Raw genomic sequence first — 24,962 nt, 5'->3', positions numbered from 1 at the left:
TCCTACGATCACCCGTCCAGCGAGGGTGATTCCACAAACGCCACCATTCGCCACCCCTTCGAATGAACTCACCTCCCACCGAGCGCGATTGACTTGACACACATTGACCAGCGGCCCGCGCAGCGTTGTGCGCCGGGGCGCGCACATCGGGTCGCACTACCCCAAGTGCCACTTCACGCCGTCCGAACCGCCCCGGTGGCGACGGAGTGTCACGGGCAGACTGCGAGACGTAACCACCGGTGAGTTCAACCCGTTGGAGGGGGCATGGGCTTCACGATCGGCGGCATCCGGGAGATACGGTCCGGCTCACGGCGCCGCGGCCGGACGACAGAGTGCACCGCGGTGGCGGAGTACACCGGACTCTGGGGCTGGGACGTCGTTCCCGGCGCGCGGGCCACGGGCGGTGTGTGCTCCTGCGGCTCGGCGGACTGCGCGTCGCCGGGCGCCCATCCGCTGGACTTCCGCCCGGAGGTGCCGGCGGGCGCCACGCTCGACGAGGTCACCCGGCTCTGGTCGGCGGTGCCGGACGCGGCGGTGCTGCTCCCGGTGGGCCGCGGCTTCGACATCATCGAGGTGGCCGAGCAGGCGGGCAGCCGCGCTCTCGTACGGCTCGAACGGATGGGACTGCCGCTGGGCCCGGTCATGGCGACTCCGGCCGGCCGCGCCCACTTCTTCGTCGCGCGGGGCGCCGCGGCCGAACTGCCCGAGCTGCTCTATCGGATGGGCTGGGACGACGCGGATCTGGATCTGCGCGGTCTGAGCTCGGGCAGCCATGTCATGGCCCCGCCCTCGGAGGTGCCGGGCCTGGGCCCGGTCCGCTGGCTGCGTCCGCCGTCGCTGGACAACGCGGCCGATCCGCCGCAGGCCCGGCTGCTGCTGGGCACCCTGGCGTATGTCTGCCATCGCTCGTCAACACACTGACTCGTCAACACACTCAAACGCGGGCGTCAGCACTCCGAAACGCGGGCGGGAGGCGAGGGCACCTCAGCTGCCCCTGCCTCCCGCTCCCGGTGTGTCGCGCCCGGTGTGTCGCCGCCGCGAGGAGTCAGTCCCCGATCAGCGCGTCCACGAACGCCTCGGGCTCGAACGGCGCCAGATCGTCCGCGCCCTCGCCCAGCCCCACCAGCTTCACCGGTACGCCCAGCTCCCGCTGCACCGCGATCACGATGCCGCCCTTCGCCGTACCGTCCAGCTTTGTCAGCACGATGCCGGTGATGTCCACGACCTCCGCGAACACCCGCGCCTGGACCAGCCCGTTCTGTCCGGTCGTCGCGTCCAGGACCAGCAGCACCTCGTCCAGCGGCCCGTGCTTCTCCACGACGCGCTTGACCTTGCCCAGCTCGTCCATCAGCCCGGTCTTGGTGTGCAGCCGGCCCGCGGTGTCGATCAGTACGACATCCGCGCCCTCCGCGATGCCCTCCTTGACCGCGTCGAAGGCGACCGACGCCGGATCGCCGCCCTCGGGACCGCGTACCGTACGCGCGCCGACCCGCTCGCCCCAGGTCTGGAGCTGATCGGCCGCCGCGGCGCGGAATGTGTCGGCGGCGCCGAGCACCACCGACCGCCCGTCCGCGACCAGCACGCGCGCCAGCTTGCCGGTCGTGGTCGTCTTGCCGGTGCCGTTGACACCGACGACCATCACCACGGCCGGAGTGTCCAGCAGGCTCTCGGTCTTCACCGCGCGGTCGAAGTCCGTACCGAGAAGCTGGACGAGCTCCTCCCTGAGCAGATTACGGAGCCCTTCCGGCGTACGCGTGCCGAGCACCCGTACCCGCTCCCGCAGCCGCTCGACCAGTTCCTGGGTGGGCGCGACACCGACATCGGCGGTGAGGAGAGTGTCCTCGATCTCCTCCCAGGTCTCCTCGTCCAGATGCTCCCGGGACAGCAGCGTCAGCAGTCCCTTGCCGAGGGAGCTCTGCGAGCGCGCGAGCCGGGCGCGCAGCCGGATCAGCCGGCCCGCCGTCGGCTCGGGAATCTCGATCGCCGGCGCGAGCGGCTCGGCGACGGGCGGCTCCTCGACGACGACCTGGGTGCCGGTGGAGTCGGGGAGGCCGACCTCCTCGATCGTGCGGCGCGACTCGTCGCGCGGTTCCTCCGCCTCGTCGCCGATATGCGGTTCGGCGGGCGGGGCTGTGATGGTCGGCGTACTCGACGGTGGCCCGGTCGGCGGCTTCTTCTTTCTGCGGCTGCCGACCACGAGCCCGCCGATCGCGACGACCGCGACCAGGGCGATGACTACAACAAGGATGACGAGTTCCATAACGCTCCCAGTATCAGCCACGGCCGGTCCCGGCCCTGGTCTGGCCCACCGGACCGGCCCGTCCGATCAACCGGCCGGTCAGCCCATCTCCTCCAGCGTCTTGCCCTTGGTCTCCTTGACGAACACCAGCATGAACGGGATGGAGAGCACCGCGAAGCAGGTGTAGATGACATACGTGCCGGAGAGATTCCAGTCGGCCAGACTCGGGAAGCTCGCCGTGACCGCCCAGTTGGCGATCCACTGGGCCGCGGCGGCGACACCGAGCGCCGCCGCCCGGATCCGGTTCGGGAACATCTCGCCGAGGAAGACCCAGACGATGACGCCCCAGGAGAGCGCGAAGAAGAGGACGAACACATGGGCCGCGACCAGCGCGACGGTGGCCTCGGTGGCGGGCAGCTTGCCGTTGACGAGAGGCGCGGAGAACGCCCAGGCCTCGAAGGCGAGCGCGACCGCCATACCGGCCGAGCCGGTGAGCGCGAGCGGTTTACGGCCGACCCGGTCGACCAGCACCATCGCGATCACGGTGCCGATGATGTTCACGATCGACGTCGTGAACGAGTAGAAGAACGAGCCGGACGGATTGATGCCGACCGACTGCCAGAGCGTCGCCGAGTAGTAGAAGGCGACATTGATGCCGACGAGCTGCTGGAACATCGAGAGCCCGATACCCACCCACACGATGGGCAGGAAATAGAACCGGCTGCCCTTGAGATCCCTGAACCGCGATGTGTGCTCACGGCGCATCGCGTGCTCGATCTCGGCGACCCGAGCGTCCAGATCGACGTCCCTGTTCTCGACCTCGGCGAGCACCTCCTTGGCGCACCGTGTGCGGCCCACGGAGATCAGATAGCGCGGCGACTCGGGGATGGCGAGCGTGAGCATCCCGTACAGCAGCGCGGGAACGACCATCACACCGAGCATCCACTGCCAGGCCTCCAGACCGAGGAGCCTGCCGCGCTGGTCGCCGCCGGCGAGCTGGAGAATGCCGAAGTTCACCAGCTGGGAGACGGCGATACCGACGACGATCGCCGCCTGCTGGAAGGAGCCGAGCCGGCCGCGGTAGGCGGCCGGCGAGACCTCGGCGATATACGCGGGACCGACCACCGACGCCATACCGATCGCGAAGCCGCCGATGATCCGCCAGACCGCGAGGTCGTAGATGTCGAAGGGCAGCGCCGAGCCGACCGCGCTGACGGTGAAGAGGGCCGCGGAGATCTGCATACAGCGGATACGGCCGATACGGTCGGCGATCCGGCCCGCCGTCGCCGCGCCGATCGCACAGCCGATCAGCGCGATCGCGATGACCTGGGCGAGGGCCGCGGAGCCGATGGCGTACCGGCTGCGGATCGCCTCGACGGCGCCGTTGATGACCGAGCTGTCGTAGCCGAAGAGGAAGCCGCCCATCGCGGCCGACGCCGTGATGAAGATGACATGGCCGAGGTGTTCCGGGTGAGGGGCCCGGCCTCCGGTCGGCGGCGGCGGCTTCGCTGTGCTGGTCACATGGGCTCCTGGAGCCGCCCGGCCGTGCCGCGCCGGACGTGAGGGTGTGGCAAACCCTTCCAGTGGGGCACAACTCCCGGCTGCCCACCACCGGGAGACGGAAACGGTCCGGCCGGCGCCTGGGCCCGGCCCGTACGGAGACGCTACGGAGGCGCGCGAGGTCAGCGCAGCCGCTGGCTGATCACCTTGGAGACGCCGTCGCCCTGCATGGAGACTCCGTACAGCGCGTCCGCGACCTCCATCGTCCGCTTCTGATGGGTGATCACAATGAGCTGGGAGCTCTCCTGGAGCTCCTGCATGATCCGGATCAGCCGCTGGAGATTGGTGTCGTCCAGCGCCGCCTCGACCTCGTCCATCACATAGAACGGACTCGGCCGCGCCTTGAAGATCGACACGAGCAACGCCACGGCCGTCAGGGACCGTTCACCGCCGGAGAGCAGGGACAGCCGCTTGACCTTCTTGCCCGGAGGCCTGGCCTCCACATCCACCCCGGTGGTGAGCATGTTCTCCGGGTCGGTGAGGATCAGCCGTCCCTCGCCCCCCGGGAAGAGCCGGGAGAAGACGCCCTCGAACTGGACGGCCGTGTCCCGGTAGGCCTCGGTGAAGACCTGCTCGACGCGCTCGTCCACCTGCTTGACCACAAGGAGCAGATCGGCACGGGTCTTCTTGAGGTCTTCGAGCTGCTCGGAGAGGAACTTGTGCCGCTCCTCCAGCGCCGCGAACTCCTCAAGGGCGAGCGGATTCACCTTGCCGAGCTGCTGATAGGCCCGTTCGGCCGACTTGAGCCGCTTCTCCTGCTCCGCCCGTAGGTACGGCTTCGGCTGATTGCGCGGATGGTCGGGATCGTCGGGCAGCTCCTCGCCCTCGGCGGGCGGTGACGGAGGGACGAGCTGGTCGGGGCCGTACTCGGCGATCAGCCCGGCCGGTTCGACACCCAGCTCCTCCAGTGCCCTGGTCTCCAGTTGCTCGATCCGCAGCCGCTTCTCGGCGCCGAGCACCTCGCCCCGATGAACCGAGTCGGTGAGCTTGTCCAGCTCGCTCTTGAGGTCGCGGCCCTGGTTCCGCTCGGCGACCAGCTCCCTCTCGCGCTCGGCCTTGGCCGCCTCGGCCGCGACGCGCTCGGCCTCGGCCCGTACGACCGACACCTCCACATGCGCCAGCAGTTGCCGGGCGCCGGCCGCGACCGCGCCGGCGACCTCGGCCTCGTGGCGCAGCCGGGCGCGCCGCTCCTCGGCGCGCGCCCGCGCGGCGCGCTCGGCGCGCGCGCCACGGTCGAGCGCGTCGGCCCGGCCCGCGAGCCCCTTCACCCGCTCCTCATGGGTACGGACCTGAAGCCGGGCCTCCATCTCGGTCTGGCGGGCGTTGGCGCCGTCGGCGGCGAGCCGGTCCCGTACGGAGGTGTCGGGCTCCTCCTGCACCGGCGCCTCCTCGGCGACGAGCAGCCGCTCCGCCAGCTCCTCCACCTCGGCGGTGGCGCGCTCCAGCGCGTCCTGGGCCTTGGCGACGGCGGCGGCGGTCCGCTCGGCCTCACCGACGGCGCCACGGGCCTGCCCGGAGAGCCGGCCGAGCCGTCCGGACACGGCGGACTTCTCCCGGTCGGCGGCGCGGCGCCGCTCGCCCAGCTCCTCCACGAGCGCGGCGCACCCGGCCCGCCGCTCGACGGCCAGCCGCTGCTCCTCGGCCAGCTCCTCGCACCGTACGGCCAGCTCCGCCAGCTCGGCGGCGGCCTCGTCCACGGACGCCTGCACCTCCAGCAGACTGGGCGCGCCCGCGGATCCGCCCTGCGCGAAGTGCGCGCCGAGGACATCGCCCTCGGCGGTCACGGCGGTCAGCTCGGGCCGCGCGGCGACAAGGTCCTCGGCCTCTTCGAGCGTGCCGACGACGACGGTGTCCCGCACGAGCCGCCGCACGGCCTCCATCAGCGCGGCGGGCCCTCGCACCAGATCGACCACATACGGCCCGCCCACGGCGACGGCGGTACGGACGGGCGCGTCGGTACGGGCCGCGCTCTCCGCGCCGGGGGCCGGGCCCGTACCGCCCTCGGCCCGACCGGGCGCGCCGGGCGCGGCGGTAGGAGGGATCTCACCCGCGGGACCGCCACCGACCGGACCGTCCTCTCCTGGCGGCCTGCCGGACGGTCCGGCGCCGTCACCGTCGGCGGAGGCCTCGCCCGGCTGGGCGGGTACTCCACCGTGCGGGCGCGGGCGGGACTCCGGCCCGGCATCGCCGCGGCCCGGCACCGTACCGCCCGCCTGGCCGGGCAGCACGCCTGCGGCCGTACCGGCCGCGCTGGTCCCGCCCCTGGCCTCGTCGCCGGCCTGGCCCGGCACACCGACGGTCGTGCCGACAGGAGCCGTCGGCGCGGCGGACTCGTCCCCGCCAGGCGGTGCCACGGCACCGCGAGTGTCCTCGCCCGCCTGCCCGGGGACACCGACCGCCTCGGCCCTGCTCGCCAGCAGCAGGGACGCGCGGCCCGCGTCCTGTTTGCGGAGCAGACGGATCGCCTCCGCCGCCGTGGCGGGATCGGCGACCGCGATCGCGTCGGCGGCGGCGCCGAGGGCCGCGGCCACCGGGATCTCGTAGCCGGAGGTGACAGCGAGCAGTTCGGCGGCCGGGCCGAGCAGTCCGGTGAGCCGGTCGCGCGCGGCGAGCAGGGCGCCGGTGCCGTCCTTGCGGCGCAGCCCGAGGGCGAGCGCGTCATGGCGGGCGGCGACGGCCGCGCGCGTGCGCTCCGCCGTGGTGGCGGCCTCGCGCGCCGCCGTCAGCGCGGCCTCCGCCTCGGCCAGCGCGCCGCGTGCCGTCTCGTACCGTCCGGCCAGTTCATGGTCGTCGGCGTCCAGGCCGTCCACCTCGGCCTTGAGCTGCTCGTACTCCTCCTGCGCGGCGACGGCGCGCTCCCGCGCCTCGTCCCGGGCCGCCGCGAGCCGGCCGATCTCCGCCTGGGCCGAGGCGGCCCTGCTGCGCGCCGCGTTGACCTGGCCGGTCAGCCGGGCGAGGCCCTCGCGCCGGTCGGCGATCGCCCGCGCGGCGTCCTTGAGCCTGCGCTCCTCCGCCGCCAGCTCGCGTTCCAGCTCGGCGCGGTGCGCGACGGTGTCCTCCCGCGCGTGCTCCGCCGCCTCCAGCGCGGCCTCCAGCTCCGCCTCCTGCTCACGGATCCGGGCGGCCTCGCGCTCCATGTCCTCGGGATCGCGCCCACGCGGCTCCTCCGTGGGCGCCGTGGTCGCGCTCTTCACCCGGGCGTCGGCCAGCGAGACCGTACCGCGCACCCGCTCCGCGAGCTGCGACAGCTCGTACCAGGTCTGCTGGGCCCGCTGGAGCCGTGGCGCCAGCCGCCGTACCTCCTCCTCCAGCTCCGCCTCCCGTGTGAGCGCCGCTCTGAGCCTGCGCTCCGCGTCCTCCTTGCGCTGCTTCAGCTCGGCCTCGTCCGCGATCTCCGTACGGAGTGCCTCGCGCAGCCGCACCAGATCGTCGGCGAGCAGCCGCAGCCGCGCGTCGCGCAGATCGGCCTGTATGACGGCGGCCCTGCGGGCGACCGCGGCCTGCCGCCCGAGCGGTTTGAGCTGACGGCGCAGCTCGTCGGTGAGGTCCTGGACCCTGGCGAGATTCGCCTGCATCGCGTCCAGCTTCCGCAGCGCCTTCTCCTTGCGCTTGCGGTGCTTGAGAACGCCGGCCGCCTCCTCGATAAAGGCCCGGCGCCCGGTCGGATCGGCGTGCAGTACGGAGTCGAGCTGGCCCTGTCCGACGATCACATGCATCTCACGGCCGATACCGGAGTCGGAGAGCAGTTCCTGGATGTCGAGCAGCCGACAGGTGTCGCCGTTGAGCTGGTACTCACTGCCTCCGTTGCGGAACATGATCCGCGTGATCGTGACTTCCGCGTAGTCGATGGGCAGCGCACCGTCGGAATTGTCGATGGTGAGCGAGACCTCCGCGCGCCCGAGCGGCGGCCGGCCGGTCGTCCCGGCGAAGATCACGTCTTCCATCTTGCCGCCGCGCAGCGACTTGGCCCCCTGCTCGCCCATGACCCAGGAGAGCGCGTCCACCACATTGGACTTGCCGGAGCCGTTCGGCCCGACGACACAGGTGATTCCGGGCTCGAAGCGCAGCGTCGTGGCGGAGGCGAAGGATTTGAACCCGCGCAGGGTCATGGCCTTGAGATGCACGCCGCTGGACTCTACCCCGCCCCGATCGTCCGCTGCCGGTTTCACCGCGGAACGCGCAGGGCACATCAGACGTTAAGAAAGTCGTTGCGGCGCCAACCATGGTTTGTACAGCGGAAGATGGAAAGAAAGAAGGGACGCCGAAGCGTCCCTTGCATATTCTTGCGAGAGTGTTTCTCACCCGACCCCGAGGGGGGCTGTCGTCAGGTGAGCGCAGGCTCCGCCTGATGAACATCAATGTCGATGCCGTCGAGCAGCGACTCTCGAGGGTGCTGTGCGACGGCGTCGTTCAGCGCGTCGTTCTCGGACTGGATCCGTACGAGTTCGGATTCGAGGTCCTGTACGCGCTGCTGAAGCCGTCGCATCTCGGCGAGGAGTCGCGGGTCGGAACCGCCGACATAACCGAGAAGCGCCTTTGCCATGATGGATGGTCCTCCACACTGAGTGACCGACCGGATGCGGTGTGGGTCGTGAGGGAAATCGCACCCGCGGTGCCTGGCAGTGCTTGTTCTTCACTGCGGTTCTTTACTGCCAAACAGCTGAGGTGCGCGGGGATTCCAGACTCTCACCAAAAAGTTTGACGGTCAACACGATCACAGCCCGTGCCGACGGGCCGCCCGGGGCACACGGCCGCGGCATGCGCGGCACCGGCTCTCCCGCGGCGCCCGGAGGGCTGGGGGATCATCGTTAATCGGGCAGCCTGACACGGTCCGCCGTTCTTGGCAACCACCAGGTCATCGCGGGCTTGGGCGGGTGCCCCGGGTCTGTGGAGGGCTCGCGGACGGCTCCTCGGAGCGGGACGCTCAGCGGATCGCGAAGCTCTCGTAGCCACCGCGCGGGGTGTCCCAGATCTCAGTCACTCCGTCTACGCGCCCGGGTGTGTCGGGCGAGCGCAGCCACTCCAGCAGACGGTGGCAATTCTCACGTGGTCCCTCGGCGACGATCTGGACCCGGCCGTCGTCCAGATTCACCGCGAAACCGCTGAGTCCACCGATCTCCAGCGCGTTCGCCCTGGTGAACCAGCGGAATCCCACTCCCTGTACCCGGCCGCGCACCCAGGCCGTCAGTCGTACCTCTTCGGTCACGCGCTCTGTCATGCGTTCTGTCATGCGCGTAAGCCAACCAGCCAATTGCTCACTAGCCCCGGCGGCCCCAGACGTCATGCCGTACAGTCCCGTCGCAATGAGCCTCACTCGAACGGGTGAGACACGTTGCCGTCGAGAAGCATGAGGAAGGCACAGCAGATGGGACGCCATCGACGCTCCGCCGCACCCGCCGCCGCACCGGCGGCCAGGCCCGCCGCCGAGGAGTACGACGGTACGGCGGCCAGGCACCGGGGCGCTCCGCGCAGGAAGGGACGGGTCGTCGCTCCCATCCGTACGGGCCTGCTGGGCGCCTCCGCGGCGATGGCCGTGGGCGCGGTCGCCGTGGCGTCCGGACTGCTGCCGGGCGGCGGCGTGTACACCGTGGGCGGCAGCGCTCCCGACGGGCAGATACGCACCGAGGGCGCTCCGGAGCTGGAGGAGCAGGGCGGCTCGTCCGCCGAGCCGACGCGCGAGGCTCCGGCCTCTCCGGCCGCGTCCGCCGGACAGCCGAAGTCCGCCTCCAAGCAGGCCTCTCCCACCGGCGCCGCGAAGCCGTCCGGTGTGCCGAAGCAGCGTACGAAGACCACCGCGCCCGCGCCGCCGAAGACCGAGGCCGACGAGCCCGTGGAGCAGAGCGCCTCGCCGTTCGTCAGCCTGACTCCGGCGCCCGAGCAGACCACGGAACGCGCCGTCGAGACGCCCGCGGCGCCCACGTCCACCGCGGCGGCCGTGCTCGGTCTGGTCAACCAGGAGCGCGCGAAGGCCGGATGCGCTCCGGTACGGGCCGACGCGAGTCTGGGCGCGCTGGCGCAGGACTTCAGCGAGGACATGGCGGCGCGCGGCTTCTTCGACCACACCGATCCGGACGGCCGGACGCCCTGGGACCGCGCCGACGCGGCGGGGGTCAAGGGCCTGGGCGGCGAGAACATAGCCCGCGGGCAGGCCACGGCCCAGGCGGTGATGGACTCCTGGATGAACAGCGAGGGCCATCGCGCGAACATACTGAACTGCGACTACACCAGGCTCGGCGTCGGTGTCCACAACGGCTCCGGCGGCCCTTGGTGGACACAGGACTTCGGCTTCTAGAACGCGTCCGGACGCCCGGGACTCCCAGGACGCCCGGGAAGTCACTAACCATCAGAAAGCGCCACCTGTCAGGCAGCGCTTTCGGTTGTAGGGTGACCGCCATGGACGGTCCCGCCTTCGATGCGTTCTCCCGGCAGTGCCCTTCGCGCTCCACGCTGGAGCATGCGACGGGCCGCTGGGGCAGTCTGACGCTCGGCGCCCTGTACGAGAGCGGCTGCCGCTTCAACGAACTGCGGCGGCGCGTCGACGGCGTGAGCGAGAAGATGCTCTCGCAGACGCTGCACGCCCTGGAGCGGGACGGTCTGGTGCGCCGTGACGCACGGCCGGTCAATCCACCGCGGGTGGACTACGCGCTGACACCGCTGGGACGGGAGATCGCCGGGCGGCTGCTCGGTCTCATCCGGCTGGTCGAGGAGCGTATGCCCGAGGTGCTCGCGGCCCGGGAGCGGTACGACACGCCGCGCGAGCGTGACGAGACACCGCCCGAGCGCTACGAAACGGCGCGCGGCGGCCTCTGACAGCGCGGGCAGAAGTAGCTGGAACGGTTCATCCACGGCCGGCGGCGGATCGGCGTCCCGCAGCGCCGGCACGGCTCGCCCTCACGTCCGTACGCGTCCAGCGACCGGTCGAAGTAGCCCGATTCGCCGTTCACATTGACGTACAGACTGTCGAAGCTGGTGCCGCCGACCGCGAGCGCCTCGTTCATCACATCCCGTACATGACCGAGCAGCTCGGCGGAGCGCGGCCGGGTGAAGGTGGCCGTGGGCCGTTCGTAGTGGACCTTGGCGCGCCAGAGCGCCTCGTCGGCGTAGATATTGCCGACGCCGCTGATCAGTGACTGGTCGAGCAGCGCGCGCTTGACCGTGGTACGGCGCAGCCGCAGCGCGGTGTGGAAGTCGCCGTCCACGAAGTCCGGGTCGAGCGGATCCCTGGCGATATGCGCGATGACGTCCGGCAGTCCGTCGGGAGTGGTCTCGTGGAGCGAGAGACCGCCGAAGGTCCGCTGGTCGACGAAGCGCAGCTCCGTGCCGAGCGTGTCGGCGAAGCGGACACGGATCCGCAGATGCTTCTCGTCGGGCGCGTCCTCGGGCCGGACGAGAAGCTGACCGCTCATCCCGAGATGGCCGAGGACGGCGGTGTCCGTGTCGGCGAGCGGCAGCCAGAGGTACTTGCCACGGCGGCGGGCCGTACCGATGGTGTGTCCCTTGAGACGGGCCGCGAAGTCCTCGGCGCCGGCGAGATGCCGCCGTACCGCGCGCGGGTGCAGCACCTCGGTCTCGGCGACCGTCCTGCCGCTCACCCAGCGTTCGAGTCCACGCCGGACGACTTCGACCTCGGGCAGCTCGGGCACGGGACTCCTCCATGGAAGATCAGGACGCCCCTCACGCCGAACGGCGGCGGGAGGGGCGTACCGGGAAGGGAGCAGAACGGTCAGGCACCGGCCGGTTCGGCGGGCGGCTGCTCCTCCGATGCCAGAGAAGGCGCAGGTGCAGGTGCAGGTGCCGGAGCAGATGCGGACGGCGAGGTCGAAGGGCTCTCGGCAGCCCCTTCACCATCGGCTTCCCCACCGACGCCTGCTTCGACGCCTGCCTCGGCGTCGGTATCAGCTTCTGCCTCGGCTTCGCTGTCGGCCCGGGCCCGTACCTGGGCCACGGCTTCCGCGTCGGAGCCGGCTTCGTCCGGAGCACCGACGGCCGTACGCTCCGCCGTCGCCCGCTCCTCCGCCGCGGCCTTGATGGCCCGCCACGCGGACTCCGCCGCCTGCTGCTCCGCCTCCTTCTTGCTGCGGCCGGTGCCGGTGCCGTACGAGACACCACCGACGCGGGCGGCAGCAGTGAAGGTCTTCTCGTGATCGGGACCTGTTTCCGTGACGAGATACTCGGGAACACCGAGACTCTCCGCCGCGGTCAGCTCCTGGAGACTGGTCTTCCAGTCCAGGCCGGCCCCGAGGTTGGAGGACTTCTCGATCAGCGGATCGAAGAGCCGGTGCACCAGCTCGGACGCCGCGTCGAGGCCCTGGTCGAGATAGACCGCGCCGATCACCGCTTCAAGGGTGTCGGCGAGGATGGACGCCTTGTCCCGGCCGCCCGTGCCCTCTTCACCACGGCCGAGCCGGATGAAGGAGCCGAGTTCGAGGCCGCGGCCCACTTCCGCCAGTGCGCGTGAGTTGACCACCGCGGCCCGCAATTTGGCCAGTTGGCCTTCAGGCAGATCCGGGTGGGTGCGGTACAGCGTGTCCGTGACCACCAGTCCGAGCACCGAATCCCCGAGGAATTCGAGCCGCTCGTTGGTGGGCAGACCGCCGTTCTCGTACGCGTACGAACGATGGGTCAGCGCACGCACCAGAAGGGCGGTCTCGAGCTGATACCCGAGCCGCCCTTCCAGAAGCGTGTGGGACGAGGCCGAACTGCCATTGTCTGGCTGCTTCTTGTCAGGGGACAGTTCAGACATCGAGCCTCTCACCAGCCGCTCAGACCTCGAGGACCTGGCGCTTGTTATAGGTGCCGCAGCTCGGGCACGCGATGTGCTGAAGCTTCGGCTCCTGGCAGCGCTCGCACGCAACCAGGGTGGGGACCGCAGCCTTCCACTGCGACCGGCGGTGGCGCGTGTTGCTGCGCGACATCTTCCGCTTCGGAACAGCCACGGCTACTTCTCCTGCTTCTCGTCGACGCCCGCATCGGCGCCGCCCATGTTGTCCTTCTCGCCGTCCTTGACGGTCTCGGCGAGTCCCTGCAGTGCCGCCCAACGGATGTCGACGGCGTCATGGTGGTGGCCCGGATCCCCGTCCAGCCTGATGCCGCATTCGGCACACAGACCGGCGCAGTTCTCCCGGCACACCGGCTGCATCGGCAGTGCGAGCACCACCGCGTCACGCAGCACGGGTTCGAGGTCGAACAGTCCGTCCTCGATGAAGAGCCTGTCCTCGTCGTCCTCGTCCACATCCGGCTCCGCGCGCAGGCGGCCCCGGTCGTCGGCGTCGTGGTACGAGAACAGCTCCTGGAAGTCCGCTGTCACCTCTTGGCGCAACGGCTCCAGACACCTTACGCACTCGCCCTCGGCCATGGCACGGGAGGTGCCCGTGACGAGCACTCCCTCCATGACCGATTCGAGGCGGAGATCCAGCTCCACCGGAGCGCCCTCGGGCGCTCCGATCACCCCCGCGATACCGAGGTCCTTGGGGGCGGGCACCGGGCGGGTCAGCCTCTGGAGCGCACCAGGGCGCCGCCCCAGCTCGTGTGTGTCGAACACGAGGGGGTTGCGGTGGTCGAGACGCGCGTTCAGGGCTTTTCCCGCTTTCGGATCGTGTGGGGGCCGCTACCGTCGCGGAAGCGGACCGGGCAGCCGGGCCCGCAGACATACGCGCATACACGCGGCCGAAGAGCCAGGGTACTGGACCGGCCGCCATAGGCCCAATCCGGTGCGTTCCGGCCCGTGCGGTCCGCCGGAGTCAGCGGCCCTGTTCGTAGCGGCGGAGCTGATCCATGTCGATCATGCTGGTGTCGAAGAGGCTGGTCTCGTCGAGGGCACTCTGCGGCTCGGGAGCCGGGGGCAGTGCGGGCAGCGCCGGGAGCTGGGCCTGAGGCGCGGCCGGCTGCTGCCAGCCGTAGTTCGGGTCGTATCCCTGGTTCTGCACCTGGCCGTAGTCCTGCTGCTGGTACGCGTACGGGTCCTGCTGATAGGCGTACGCGTCCTGCTGCTGGTAGCCGCCGTAACCGCCGTCGGCGGCGTACACCGGCTCCTGGTAGCCGGTCGCGGCGTACGCGTCGGCGGGCTGGGCGTAGCCGGGCGCGGGTACGGGGGCGGCATCGGCGTACGACGGCTCGGGATCGGTGTACGACGGCTGCTGGGCCGGTACGGGCGGCGCGGCCGCGACGCGTGGCGTCTCCGCGAGGTCCGCCAGATAGTCCGCGTCGCTGGTGCGTCCCTGCGGTCCCGCCGCGTCCTGGGCCGCCATGTGCGCGCCGAGATCGTCCGAGGCGATACGGCCGTGGAGCTTCTGCCGGCCGCGTCCGACGGCTTCGAGAGTCTTGGACAGTACGGCCTCGAAGGCGCCGAGCTTGGCGTCCACATAGTCGTCGGCACGCCGGATCAGGGTGTCGGGATCGGCGCTGTACTCGGGTGCGTCGTCGGCGTCGTCCGCCTCGCCGGTGCCGTATCCGTGGTCCTCGGCGCCGGGCCCGCGGCCGAGCAGCTTCTCCCTGCCGCGGTCGACGGAGCCGATGGTCTTGGTGAGAACGACCTCGAAGTTGGCGAGCTTGGAGTCGACGTAGTCGTCCGCCTCGGCGCGGATCTCCTCGGCCTCCCTGCGGGCCTCGTCGAGGATACGGGCGGCCTCGTCCTGGGACTGGCGGGCGACGGCGGTGTCGGAGATCAGCGCGGTGCGCTGGGCGTGGGCCGCCGCGATGATGCGATCGGCCTCCTGCCGGGCCTGCTCGGCGAGCTGTTCATGGCCGCCGAGCAGCTCCTGGGCCTGCGCCAGCGAGCTGGGCAGCGCCTCCCGTACCTCTTCGAGCATCGCGAGCAGCTCGGCGCGGTTCACCACGCAGGACGCCGACATGGGCATGGAGCGGGCACTGCCCACCGTGTCGACGATCTCGTCGAGCTTCTTCTGCACGTCCACCGGTGCTCGCCACTCTCTCAGACTGGTTGGAAGACGGACGCAACGACTGTAAGGCCACCGCGAGCCCGTCCGACACCGGATGACGGACAGTCGGTGCGTCAGCGCTTGCCGAGGCGTTCCATCAGGGCCGTGTGGACGGCCGGAGGCAGCAGATGGGAGACGTCTCCGCCCCAGGTCGCGACCTCTTTGACCAGGGAGGACGAGAGAAAGCTGTAGGTGGGATTCGTGGGCACGAACAAGGTCTCGACGCCCGAGAGGCCATTGTTCATCTGGGCCATCTGCAACTCGTAGTCGAAGTCGCTGACGGCCCGCAGGCCCTTCACGATCGCGGGGATGTCGCGCTCCTTGCAGAAGTCGACCAGCAGACCGTGGAAGGACTCGACCTCGACATTGCCGAACTCCGCGGTGACCTCGCGGATCAGGGCGATCCGCTCCTCGATCGTGAACAGTCCCTTTTTGGACTGGTTGATCATCACCGCGACATGTACGACGTCGTACAGCTTGGAGGCGCGGGCGATGATGTCGAGATGTCCATTGGTGATGGGGTCGAAGGACCCCGGACAGACGGCGCGGCGCAACTGAACTCCCTCGCTCTCCGGTCCGGTCATGGTGCGTCTTCGCACGTAGAGGCGGCGCGACCGTACCAAAGCGTTCCCTCGCCGTAGCGACGGGACCGCAGTGGCGCGAAACCCTCCGGCCAGCCGAACTCCCCACCCCGGGTGCTGCGTTCCACGGTGGCGACGGCATCGCCGCTGAGCCAGCCCTTCGTCCGTAGTGTGAGCAGAATCTCCCGAAGATCGTCATCCGTGACGGCATAGGGCGGATCGAGAAACACCAGGTCGTACGGCGTGTCCGGGACCGGGCCCTGCACGATCTGCTCGGCCTTGCCTGGCCGGACCTCCGCGCCGGGCAGGCCGAGCGCGGCAACATTCTCGCGGACGGTACGGACGGCGCGGCTGTCGGACTCGACCAGCAGGGCGTGTGCGGCGCCGCGCGAGAGCGCCTCCAGTCCTACGGCGCCGGAGCCGGCGTACAGATCGGCGATCCGGATGCCGTCGAGCGTGCCGAGGAGCGACTGCCAGCTGGAGAAGAGGCCCTCGCGCGCACGGTCGGAGGTGGGGCGGGTGCCGTGGCCGGGCGGGACGGCGAGGCGGCGTCCGCCGGCGGCACCGGCGATCACGCGGGTCATGGGTGTCGGGTCCTCGGGTCGTGTCGTGGGCAGGAGGGTCCGGGAGGTCCAGTAGGTCCGGGAGGTCTCGCCCCCACGATATGGCGTACGCACCGGGCGGGCCCGGCCGGTGCCGGTGGCTGCCTCAAGCCCTTGGCCGCGTCAGCCCTTGTCAGCCCTTGTCGAGGAACTGCTCGCGTTCCGTGTCCAGCAGCGCGTCCAGCGCCGTACGCAGCTCGGGCGAGTCCGTCAGCTCCGGATCCCGGGCGACCACCGCGACGGCCTCCTCGCGTGCCGCCGCGATGACCTCCTCGTCCTCGATGACCGCGAGCATCCGCAGCGAGGAGCGCGCACCGGACTGGGCCTGGCCGAGGACATCGCCCTCACGGCGCTGTTCGAGATCGATACGGGACAGCTCGAAGCCGTCGAGAGTGGCGGCGACCGCGCCGAGCCTGGCCCTGGCGGGACTCGCCTCCGGCATGTCCGTCACCAGCAGACAGAGTCCGGGCGCCGAGCCGCGGCCGACGCGCCCGCGCAGCTGATGGAGCTGGGAGACACCGAACCGGTCCGCGTCCATGATCACCATCGCGGTGGCGTTGGGCACGTTCACACCGACCTCGATGACCGTGGTCGCGACCAGTACGTCCACCTCGCCCGCGGCGAAGCGGCGCATCACGGCGTCCTTGTCGTCCGGCTGCATCCGTCCGTGCAGAACCTCGATACGCAGCCCGGCCAGCGGTCCCTTGGTGAGCTGCTCGGCCACGTCGACCACGGCCAGCGGTGGCCGCTTCTCGGCGTCGTCGGCGGCGGTCTTCTTGGCCTTCTGTGTCTTGCCGTTCCCGCCGTTCCCGCCGTTCTTGCCGTTCCCGCCGTTCTTGCCGTTCTCGTCCTCGTCATCACCGATGCGCGGGCAGACCACATACGCCTGATGGCCCTTGCCGACCTCCTCGCGCACCCGCTCCCAGGCGCGGGCGAGGAAGTGCGGCTTGTCCTGGGCCGGTACGACATGGCTGGCGATCGGCGAGCGCCCGGCCGGGAGCTGGTCCAGGACCGAGGTCTCCAGATCACCGAAGACGGTCATCGCGACCGTACGGGGAATGGGCGTGGCGGTCATGACCAGCAGATGCGGCGGCTGCTTGCCCTTGGAGCGGAGCGCGTCGCGCTGCTCCACTCCGAAGCGGTGCTGCTCGTCCACGACGACCAGACCGAGATCGTGGAAGCGCACCTTGTCCTCGATCAGGGCATGCGTACCGATCACGATCCCGGCCTCGCCGGTAATCAGATCGAGCAGCGCCTGACGGCGCGCGGCGGCGCCCATGGAGCCGGTGAGCAGCACGACCTTGGTGCCGTGCTCGGCGCCGCCCAGCATCCCGCCCTGGGCCAGCTCGCCCATCATCTCCGTGATCGAGCGATGGTGCTGCTGGGCGAGCACCTCGGTGGGCGCCAGCATGGCGGCCTGGCCGCCCGCGTCGACGACCGCGAGCATCGCCCGCAGCGCGACCAGTGTCTTGCCCGAGCCGACCTCTCCCTGGAGCAGCCGGTGCATGGGATGTTCGGTGGCGAGGTCCGCGAAGATCTCGGCGGTGACCTTCCGCTGGCCGTCGGTGAGAGTGAAGGGCAGCTCGGCGTCGAAGGCGTCGAGCACGCCGTCCGCCACGGGCTTGCGCGCCACGGCGGGCAGTTGCGCGTCGGCGTGGCGCCGCCGGGCGAGCGCGACCTGGAGCACGAAGGCCTCGTCCCACTTCAGCCGCTGCCTGGCGTCCTCGATGTCCGCCTTGGTCTCGGGCCGGTGGACCTTGTACAACGCCTCGGGCAGCGGGACGAAGCCACGGCCCTCCCGCAGTGCGGACGGCAGCGGATCGGCGGCCTCCACGGCCCTCGGCAGCACCGCGTCGACCGCTTTGGTGATCTTCCAGGACTCCAGTCCCTTGCAGGCCGGATAGATCGGGATCAGCTTGCCCGCGAAGTCGTCCACGGCGCTCGCCGTGTCCTCCACCGACTCGCCGCCGTCCCTGCCCAGCGGCACATAGGTGGGATGCGCGAGCTGGAGCTTACGGTTGAAGACGGACACCTTGCCGGCGAACATCCCGCGGCTGCCCGGCGGGAGTTCCTTGTGCGGCTTGTGGATTCCTCTGCCGAAGAAGACCAGTTGGAGCCGGCCGCTGCCGTCGGTGAGCGTGATCTCCAGCCGCTGGCCTCTGCCGTGGTTGAACGTCAGGATCCGGGAGTCGGCGACCTGGGCGACGACGGTGACGTCCTCGTCCAGCGGCAGATCGGCGAGCGTGGTGAGCTGGCCGCGCTCCTCGTACCGCCGGGGGTAGTGGTGCAGGAGATCACCGACCGTGTGCAGGTCGAGCTGTTCGGCCATCACCTTCGCGGTGGCGGGGCCGAGCGTCTTCTTGAGAGGTTCATCCAGCGCGGACACGCGATCCATTGCACACCACTCCACTGACACACGTCGCGCACCTAGGGCCTCTCGTTTGGATCTGGCTGGGCTCGCGTGCCCTGGCACCGCGCCTCGCCGCGTTGTCGTCAGTCGCCTACGCTCCGCGTGGGCTCCCTCCTCCGCCTTGCGATCCACGGCACCAACGCCGACATCAGCCGCTACCGCGGCGGGCACTCCCTGATCCAGCCAGACCCAAACGAAAGACCCTAGACGTTTGCGCAGGTCGTGGCCGTGCCGAGGGCGTCGCTACTCCACGCCCACCAGCAGCGGCGCGGACTGCCGGCCGCCTCTGTAGACCACCGTGTCGACGGCAAGATGCCCGTCCCGTACGTATCGCTCCAGACGGTCGGCGAGGGCGTCGGGCACATCCTCGCCGAGCACCAGCGTCACCAGTTCACCGCCGGCCGCCAGCATCCGCGAGAGCACCGCCTCGGCCGTGGCGGCGAGATCGGCGCCGATGACCGCCACATCGCCGTCGATCAGCCCGAGGACATCACCGGCCTGGCAGATCCCGGCCATGGTCCAGGACTGCCGTTCGGCGAAGGCCAGTTCGGCGTAGCGGGTGGCACCGGCGGCCGTGGTCATCGCGACCACATCCTCGTCAAAACGGCGGTCGGGCTGGTGGACGGCGAGCGCGGCGAGGCCCTGGACGGCGGCCCTGGTCGGGATGAGGGCGACACGTACTCCTTCGGTACGCACCTGTTCCGCGGCGGCGGCAGCGGTGTGGCGCAGCTCCGTGTCGTTGGGCAGCAGCACCACCTCACGGGCGTGCGCGCGACGGATCGCCTCGACCAGTTCACCGCTGGCGGGCGGCTCCCCGGGGCGCGCGAGCACGGTCGTCGCGCCGGCCTCGGCGCACAGTCCGGCGAGCCCTTCGCCCGGGACGACCGCGACGACGGCCCGCTGGATCCGCTCGGGCGGCTCCTCGGCGGCGGCGCCGAAGTGGCTGATACGGATGCGGTACGGGCGTCCCGCCTCGACACCGGCCTCCACGGCGGCGCCCGCGTCATCGACATGCACATGGACGTTCCACAGCCCGTCGCCGCCGACGACGACCAGCGAGTCCCCGAGCCGGTCGAGCCGCTTCCGCAGCCGGGCCACGGCGGTGTCGTCCGCCTCCAGCAGATAGATCACCTCGAAGGCGGGCCCGTCCTCGGCGGCACAGGACTCGGCCGAGGCAAGCGCCGCGGGCTCTTCGTAGCGGCGGTGGCGCACCGGGAAGGCGGCCGGTGCCTCGCCCGTGAGGGACTGCACCAGCGCGCCGAGGACCGCGAGCAGTCCGCGCCCGCCTGCGTCCACGACGCCCGCGCGACGGAGTACGGCGAGCTGGCCGGGAGTCGCGTCGAGCGCGGCGCGCGCTCCGGCGTACGCGGCTCGTACGGTGGCGGCGCCGTCGTCGGCCGCGCCGTCGAGCGCGGCCCGTTCCGCCGCGTCCGCCGCGGCGGAGGCCACGCTGAGGATGGTGCCCTCGACGGGATGGGCGACGGCCTCCCGGGCCAGCGCGGCGGCCCGCCGCAGCGCAGGCGCGAGCCGGTTCCCGCCGTCGCCGCCGCCCTTCACGTCACCGTTCTTCCCGCCGCTGCTCGTCCCGTCGCCGCCCTTCCCGCCGTCGGACGCCGGGGCTGCCAGCACCTCGGCCATCCCGCGCAGCAACTGCGCCAGGATCGTGCCCGAATTCCCGCGGGCGCCGAGCAGCGCGCCATGCGCCATGGCCCGCACGGCATCGGCTGGGCCGGGCTCGGACATACCGGTCTCGTGCGCGGCGAAGACCGCCTCGACCGCCTGTGCCGCGGACTCCACGGTCAGATAGAGATTCGTACCGGTGTCACCGTCCGCGACCGGATAGACATTGATCGCGTCGATCTCCTCACGCTCGCGGCCGAGGGCCTCCAGCGCCAGTGAGCACCAGTTCCGCACCTCTGCGGCGTCGAGGGTCTGCGGCACCTGATGCTCCTCCTTGAGCGGCCTGGAAGCGGGCTGCACGCAGGGTAGCCCGCGCGCCGAGGGCGGACCGCGCGGCGACCGTGGAGCGGCCCTGGGGCGGCCATGAGGCCGGGGCCGGGCGGGGGCCGGTCCCGCTCATGGTAGTTTCGTTGTACCGAGGCAGGCGTTGTATGCTGCTGCGGTTGCCCGATGAGAGTCGGGCCATTCCCCCGGCAACGCCACATCAGTCACTGAATCCGGAGTCACTGATTTCGGTACGCCGGATATCTCTGTACGTGCATCTGAAGTCTTTGGAGTGACCCGTGGCTGCCAACTGCGACGTCTGCGGCAAGGGGCCGGGCTTCGGCAACAACATTTCGCACTCGCACCGCCGTACGTCCCGTCGCTGGAACCCGAACATCCAGCGCGTGCGTGCCGTGGTCGGTCGGACGCCGAAGCGGCTCAACGTCTGCACCTCGTGCATCAAGGCCGGCAAGGTCTCGCGCTGACGCCTGCGTCGTAGCGCAGCCCCTGCGGTTGCCTTGAAAGCCGGTCCGCCTCGGTGGACCGGCTTTTTGCCGTCCCTGCCCACGGTCGTCCTTCGGTACGCGCGGTACGCGGCCGGCCTCCGGCTCACGGCCTGCGGAAGCGCCACGCGTGGTCCACAGGACCGATGCCCGCGCCCAGCGGGAAGCCGTGCTCGATCGCGCCCGTCACATACTCCTTGGCCGCCACGACGGCCTCCACCACGCCCTGCCCGCCCGCGAGCCCGGCGGCGATCGCCGACGCGAGAGTGCAGCCCGTCCCATGCGTATGACGGTTGTCCTGGCGCGGTGCCCGCAGCCAGTGCTCCTCATGGCCGTCGGTCAGCAGATCCACGGCGTCGCCCGGCAGATGTCCGCCCTTGATCAGCGCCCAGCCGGGCCCGAACGCGAGAACGGCGTCGGCCGCGCGCCGCAGTCCCGTCTCGTCCTCCACGCGTACGCCGGTGAGCTGGGCCACCTCGTCCAGATTGGGCGTGGCGACGGTCGCCACCGGCAGCAGCAGGTTCCGTACACCGTCCAGGGCTGAGGCGGCCAGCAGCGGATCGCCGTGCTTGGAGACACCGACCGGATCGACCACCACGGGCGCGTCGGTGTCCGCGAGCAGCTCCGCGACGGCCGCGACCAGTTCGGCGGAGGAGAGCATGCCGGTCTTGACGGCCTGTACACCGATGTCGTCCACCACCGCGCGGTACTGGGCCCGTACGGCTTCGACGGGCAGTTCCCAGGCGCCCCGCACACCGAGCGAGTTCTGTGCGGTGACGGCGGTGAGCACGCTCATGCCATGGACACCGAACGCCAGCATGGTCTTCAGATCCGCCTGGATACCGGCGCCGCCGCCGGAGTCGGATCCGGCGACGGTCAGCACACGAGGAGGTACGGACGCGGCCGGAGACACGGGTATCGCCATGGAGCGAATCTACCGCCGGCCGCCCGGTCGGTGATTCCCGGTCTTCGGTGATCACCGGTCCACTGGTGGCCGGTCTACTGGTGGTCCTCGATGTCCCCGAAGTGGTCCCAGCCGCCCTTGCTGGTCCAGGGCGCTCCGTCGACCGTCACCTGAGGCAGCGCCGAGAGACCGAGGACCTCGCCGATCACCTTCCAGCGGGCGGGCAGCTTCGTGTCGGCCGGGAAGGTGGCGACGATCGCGTGGTCCTCGCCTCCGGTCAGCACCCACTGGAGCGGATCGATCCCGACCGCCTGGCCGATGTCGTTCATCTGCGAGGGAATGTCGATCAGTCCGGAGCGCAGATCGATACGGACCTTGCTGGCGTCCGCGATATGCCCGAGGTCGGCGACGAGTCCGTCGCTGACATCGGTCATGGCGGTGGCGCCGAGCCCGGCCGCCGCAGGGCCCGCGTGGTACGGCGGTTCCGGTCTGCGGTGCGCCTCGACAAAGGCGCGCGGCGAGCGGAAGCCCCGGGAGAGCACCGCGTGTCCGGCCGCCGACCAGCCCAACCAGCCGGTGTAGGCGACGACATCGCCGGGCCGGGCGCCGGATCTGGTCACCGGCTCGTGGTTGCGCAGATCGCCGAGGGCGGTGATGGCGATGGTGATCGTGTCACCGCGTACGACATCGCCGCCGACCACCGCCGCGCCCGCGACCTGGCACTCGTCACGGATGCCGTCCATCAGCTCGGTGGCCCAGGTGACCGGGAGTTCGGCCGGGACGACCAGCCCGAGCAGCAGCGCGGTGGGGACGGCGCCCATCGCCGCGATGTCGGCGAGGTTCTGCGCGGCGGCCTTGCGGCCCACGTCGTACGCCGTCGACCAGTCGCGGCGGAAGTGCCGCCCTTCCAGCAGCAGGTCCGTACTCGCCACGACCCGACGGTCGGGCGCGGCCACGACCGCGGCGTCGTCGCCCGGCCCGAGCCGGACCGCCGGGGTGGTGGTGAGCCGGGACGTGAGCTCTCTGATGAGTCCGAACTCCCCCAACTCGCCCACGGTTCCCTTCACCGGGACTCCCCTCTCCTCGTCGGGCCGCGTCTGCGGTCGCGGTCCCTCGCTGCTGTCCGTAGCGTCATGAGATACGTCAACTTCTGTCTGCCGCACGCCACCCCGTGCGCGCCACCGGACACCCGGGTCTCCCCGTGGCCCGCGACGACGCGATACCGTGGCGTCTCTTCTCCCCACATGATCCTCGTGGCCGCCCTGGAGGTTCCGTGGTACAGGCGTACATCCTTATTCAGACCGAGGTGGGCAAGGCGACGACCGTCGCCGAGACCATCGCCAAGATTCCGGGAGTGACCCAGGCCGAGGACGTCACCGGTCCCTACGATGTGATCGTGCGCGCTCAGGCGGACACCGTCGATGAGCTGGGACGCATGGTGGTGGCCAAGATCCAGCAAGTGGACGGCATCACCCGCACCCTGACCTGCCCGGTCGTGCACCTCTAGCCCCCGCTTACCCTTGGCCGGTGATACGTTCCCGCCGCAGGCTATCCGGCCGTCTGCTCGCCCGCCTGTCCGCCGTCGTCCTGTTGTCGGCAGCGGCGGGCTGTTCCGCCACGTACGCGGCGGTGTCGGCCGCGGTTCCCAGCCCGTCCCCGGGAGAGGCCGCGCTGTGCCGTGCGCTGCACAAGGAGCTGCCGGAGAGCATCGGTGACCTCGGCAGGAACGATCCCCAGCCGCGTTCCGAACTGACCGCCGGGTGGGGGGACGCCGCGATCGTGCTGCGCTGCGGCGTCCCCCGGCCCGACGGAATGAGTGATCCGCAGGCGAAGGCGGTGGAGGCGGACGGCGTCAACTGGATGCTGGAGGAACGCGACTCGGGCCCGCGCTTCACCACCACATACCGCGAGACCTATGTGGAGGTCACTCTGGACGAGCGGTTCGCGCATGACTCCACACCGCTCGCCCGGCTCGCCGCGCCGATCGCGAAGACGATTCCGTCGAGCCTCTAGGACGTGCCGTAAGACGTGTCGTAACAGAACAGGGCGTGGGAGCCGCTCAGCGCAGACCGGTCGGGCGGCGCAGCGCCGCCTGGATCAGCCGGTCGATCAGCTCCGCGTATCCCACACCGCTCTCCTGCCACATCCGCGGATACATGGAGATCGGAGTGAAGCCGGGCATCGTGTTGATCTCGTTGATGACGAACTCGCCGTCCTCGGTGAGGAAGAAGTCCGCGCGGACCAGTCCCTCGCAGGACGCGGCCTCGAACGCCTCGACCGCGAGCCGCCGTACCTCGGCCGTCTGCTCCTCGGTGAGCGGCGCGGGCACCAGCCCGGTGGCCGAGTCGATGTACTTGGCCTCGAAGTCGTAGAAGTCGTGCGCGGTGACCGGCGGGATCTCGGCGGGCACACTGGCCCGCGGCCCGTCCTCGAACTCCAGCACTCCGCACTCGATCTCGCGCCCGCGCAGCAGCGACTCGATCAGGATCTTGGGGTCGTGGCGCCGTGCCTCGGCGATCGCCTCGTCCAGACCCGAGGGACCGTCGACCTTGGTGATGCCCATGGAGGAGCCGGCGCGGGCGGGCTTCACGAAGAGCGGCCAGCCGTGCTCGGCGGCGAAGTCCACGATCTTCCTGCGGGCACCGGCGCCCTGGGAACCTTCGGGTCCCTGCTCCCATTCGCGGGGCCTGATCACCAGATACGGGCCGACGGGCAGCCCGAAGGAGGTGAACACCCGCTTCATGTACTCCTTGTCCTGCCCGACGGCCGAGGCGAGGACACCCGCGCCGACATACGGCACACCGGAGAGTTCCAGCAGGCCCTGGAGGGTGCCGTCCTCACCGTAGGGACCGTGCAGTACGGGGAAGACGACATCGACCTCGCCCAGCGCCTTGGGCACGGAGCCCGGCTCGCTGTAGACGACCTCGCGGTTGCCCGGGTCGACGGAGAGGACGACACCGCCGTCGGTGGATTCGGCGATCTGCTCGACGCTCGGCAGTGTCCGGTCGGCGATGGCCATCCGCTCGGGATCGTCGGCGGTCAGCGCCCAGCGGCCGTCGGTGGTGATACCGATGGGCAGGACGTCGTACTTCGTACGGTCGATGGACCGCAGTACGGCTCCGGCCGTGACCACCGAAATGGCGTGCTCGGAGCTACGGCCGCCGAAGACGACGGCCACGCGCGGCTTGCGGAGCTGCTGCTCAGGGCTCTGGGAGGAGTTCTCGCTGCTCATATCGCGATGAGCGTACCTGTTGGTAGCGCCCGAGTCAGCGTCCGTCGCAC

The 24,962-nt window shown here is 70.7% G+C and carries 22 protein-coding genes and 1 pseudogene; 6 read left to right on the top strand and 17 right to left on the bottom strand.

Annotation, left to right across the window (positions count from 1 at the left end):
• Positions 1–264 precede the first annotated feature (264 nt).
• Complete coding sequence (locus ACFV6H_RS02745) at positions 265–921, top strand: bifunctional DNA primase/polymerase (RefSeq protein WP_385537716.1); 657 nt, start codon at positions 265–267, stop codon at positions 919–921.
• A 124-nt stretch (positions 922–1,045) separates the two neighbouring features.
• On the opposite strand, the gene ftsY is transcribed toward ACFV6H_RS02745, so the two are convergent.
• The 5 genes from ftsY to ACFV6H_RS02720 form a co-directional block, all read right to left on the bottom strand.
• Entirely contained in the window at positions 1,046–2,260 is a 1,215-nt protein-coding gene (ftsY, locus tag ACFV6H_RS02740) for a signal recognition particle-docking protein FtsY (protein WP_385537713.1), read from the bottom strand.
• Positions 2,261–2,338: 78 nt separating this feature from the next.
• Positions 2,339–3,760, bottom strand: coding sequence for a sugar porter family MFS transporter (locus tag ACFV6H_RS02735; RefSeq protein WP_385537709.1), 1,422 nt, complete (start codon positions 3,758–3,760; stop codon positions 2,339–2,341).
• Between the two features lie 161 nt (positions 3,761–3,921).
• Positions 3,922–7,923 carry an AAA family ATPase gene (locus tag ACFV6H_RS02730; RefSeq protein WP_385537706.1) on the bottom strand — a complete coding sequence of 1,334 codons (4,002 nt, stop codon included), beginning with the start codon at positions 7,921–7,923 and terminating at the stop codon, positions 3,922–3,924.
• A 200-nt stretch (positions 7,924–8,123) separates the two neighbouring features.
• Positions 8,124–8,342 carry a hypothetical protein gene (locus ACFV6H_RS02725; protein ID WP_093605176.1) on the bottom strand — a complete coding sequence of 73 codons (219 nt, stop codon included), beginning with the start codon at positions 8,340–8,342 and terminating at the stop codon, positions 8,124–8,126.
• 381 nt (positions 8,343–8,723) lie between these two features.
• Entirely contained in the window at positions 8,724–9,005 is a 282-nt protein-coding gene (locus ACFV6H_RS02720) for an acylphosphatase (RefSeq protein WP_093605178.1), read from the bottom strand.
• A gap of 159 nt (positions 9,006–9,164) precedes the next feature.
• Here ACFV6H_RS02720 and ACFV6H_RS02715 point away from each other — a divergent pair, with 159 nt between their 5' ends.
• Positions 9,165–10,091: a CAP domain-containing protein gene (locus ACFV6H_RS02715; protein WP_385537702.1), complete on the top strand. Its 927-nt coding sequence runs from the start codon at positions 9,165–9,167 to the stop codon at positions 10,089–10,091.
• Positions 10,092–10,192: 101 nt separating this feature from the next.
• A complete protein-coding gene (locus ACFV6H_RS02710; protein ID WP_385537699.1) occupies positions 10,193–10,609 on the top strand; it encodes a winged helix-turn-helix transcriptional regulator in 417 nt (138 codons plus the stop codon).
• On the opposite strand, the gene mutM is transcribed toward ACFV6H_RS02710, so the two are convergent.
• The 9 genes and pseudogenes from mutM to ACFV6H_RS02665 all read right to left on the bottom strand — a co-directional run bounded on the left by mutM (position 10,582) and on the right by ACFV6H_RS02665 (position 20,270).
• The gene (gene mutM / locus ACFV6H_RS02705) at positions 10,582–11,442 is read right to left on the bottom strand and encodes a bifunctional DNA-formamidopyrimidine glycosylase/DNA-(apurinic or apyrimidinic site) lyase (RefSeq protein ID WP_385537696.1); all 861 of its coding nucleotides are present in this window, start codon (positions 11,440–11,442) and stop codon (positions 10,582–10,584) included. The two genes, ACFV6H_RS02710 and mutM, sit on opposite strands and share 28 nt — an antisense overlap.
• A gap of 308 nt (positions 11,443–11,750) precedes the next feature.
• Positions 11,751–12,542: pseudogene (gene rnc / locus ACFV6H_RS02700) on the bottom strand (ribonuclease III); the annotation flags it as partial.
• Positions 12,543–12,561: 19 nt separating this feature from the next.
• A complete protein-coding gene (gene rpmF, locus ACFV6H_RS02695; protein ID WP_030753522.1) occupies positions 12,562–12,735 on the bottom strand; it encodes a 50S ribosomal protein L32 in 174 nt (57 codons plus the stop codon).
• Between the two features lie 2 nt (positions 12,736–12,737).
• Entirely contained in the window at positions 12,738–13,373 is a 636-nt protein-coding gene (locus ACFV6H_RS02690) for a DUF177 domain-containing protein (protein ID WP_093604005.1), read from the bottom strand.
• A gap of 166 nt (positions 13,374–13,539) precedes the next feature.
• Entirely contained in the window at positions 13,540–14,712 is a 1,173-nt protein-coding gene (locus ACFV6H_RS02685; RefSeq protein WP_385537691.1) for an ATP synthase F0 subunit B, read from the bottom strand.
• A 98-nt stretch (positions 14,713–14,810) separates the two neighbouring features.
• Positions 14,811–15,290 (bottom strand): pantetheine-phosphate adenylyltransferase, encoded by a 480-nt coding sequence (gene coaD / locus ACFV6H_RS02680; RefSeq protein ID WP_202450592.1) that lies wholly within the window; start codon positions 15,288–15,290, stop codon positions 14,811–14,813.
• A 26-nt stretch (positions 15,291–15,316) separates the two neighbouring features.
• Positions 15,317–15,901, bottom strand: coding sequence for a 16S rRNA (guanine(966)-N(2))-methyltransferase RsmD (gene rsmD / locus ACFV6H_RS02675; RefSeq protein ID WP_384790589.1), 585 nt, complete (start codon positions 15,899–15,901; stop codon positions 15,317–15,319).
• Between the two features lie 151 nt (positions 15,902–16,052).
• Positions 16,053–18,314, bottom strand: coding sequence for an ATP-dependent DNA helicase RecG (recG, locus tag ACFV6H_RS02670; protein ID WP_385537687.1), 2,262 nt, complete (start codon positions 18,312–18,314; stop codon positions 16,053–16,055).
• Between the two features lie 258 nt (positions 18,315–18,572).
• Positions 18,573–20,270, bottom strand: a complete 1,698-nt coding sequence (locus ACFV6H_RS02665; protein ID WP_385537684.1) for a DAK2 domain-containing protein — start codon at positions 20,268–20,270, stop codon at positions 18,573–18,575.
• A gap of 302 nt (positions 20,271–20,572) precedes the next feature.
• On the opposite strand from ACFV6H_RS02665, the gene rpmB reads away from it, so the two are divergent.
• Positions 20,573–20,758 (top strand): 50S ribosomal protein L28, encoded by a 186-nt coding sequence (rpmB, locus tag ACFV6H_RS02660; protein WP_003957616.1) that lies wholly within the window; start codon positions 20,573–20,575, stop codon positions 20,756–20,758.
• A gap of 124 nt (positions 20,759–20,882) precedes the next feature.
• On the opposite strand, the gene thiD is transcribed toward rpmB, so the two are convergent.
• Entirely contained in the window at positions 20,883–21,701 is an 819-nt protein-coding gene (gene thiD / locus ACFV6H_RS02655) for a bifunctional hydroxymethylpyrimidine kinase/phosphomethylpyrimidine kinase (RefSeq protein ID WP_385537680.1), read from the bottom strand.
• 74 nt (positions 21,702–21,775) lie between these two features.
• Positions 21,776–22,747: a thiamine-phosphate kinase gene (locus tag ACFV6H_RS02650; protein ID WP_384984964.1), complete on the bottom strand. Its 972-nt coding sequence runs from the start codon at positions 22,745–22,747 to the stop codon at positions 21,776–21,778.
• 206 nt (positions 22,748–22,953) lie between these two features.
• On the opposite strand from ACFV6H_RS02650, the gene ACFV6H_RS02645 reads away from it, so the two are divergent.
• Together ACFV6H_RS02645 and ACFV6H_RS02640 are read left to right on the top strand one after the other, a co-directional pair.
• Positions 22,954–23,187, top strand: a complete 234-nt coding sequence (locus tag ACFV6H_RS02645; protein ID WP_046495896.1) for an Lrp/AsnC family transcriptional regulator — start codon at positions 22,954–22,956, stop codon at positions 23,185–23,187.
• 20 nt (positions 23,188–23,207) lie between these two features.
• Positions 23,208–23,693 carry a DUF3515 domain-containing protein gene (locus ACFV6H_RS02640; RefSeq protein ID WP_385537675.1) on the top strand — a complete coding sequence of 162 codons (486 nt, stop codon included), beginning with the start codon at positions 23,208–23,210 and terminating at the stop codon, positions 23,691–23,693.
• Positions 23,694–23,739: 46 nt separating this feature from the next.
• On the opposite strand, the gene ACFV6H_RS02635 is transcribed toward ACFV6H_RS02640, so the two are convergent.
• Positions 23,740–24,912, bottom strand: coding sequence for a D-alanine--D-alanine ligase family protein (locus tag ACFV6H_RS02635; protein ID WP_385537672.1), 1,173 nt, complete (start codon positions 24,910–24,912; stop codon positions 23,740–23,742).
• Positions 24,913–24,962: the final 50 nt, after the last annotated feature.

Source organism: Streptomyces sp. NPDC059743 (genome assembly GCF_042732975.1).
Classification (GTDB): domain Bacteria; phylum Actinomycetota; class Actinomycetes; order Streptomycetales; family Streptomycetaceae; genus Streptomyces.
Note: the sequence above shows the minus strand (reverse complement) of the source record. Positions and strands in the feature narration are given on the sequence as shown.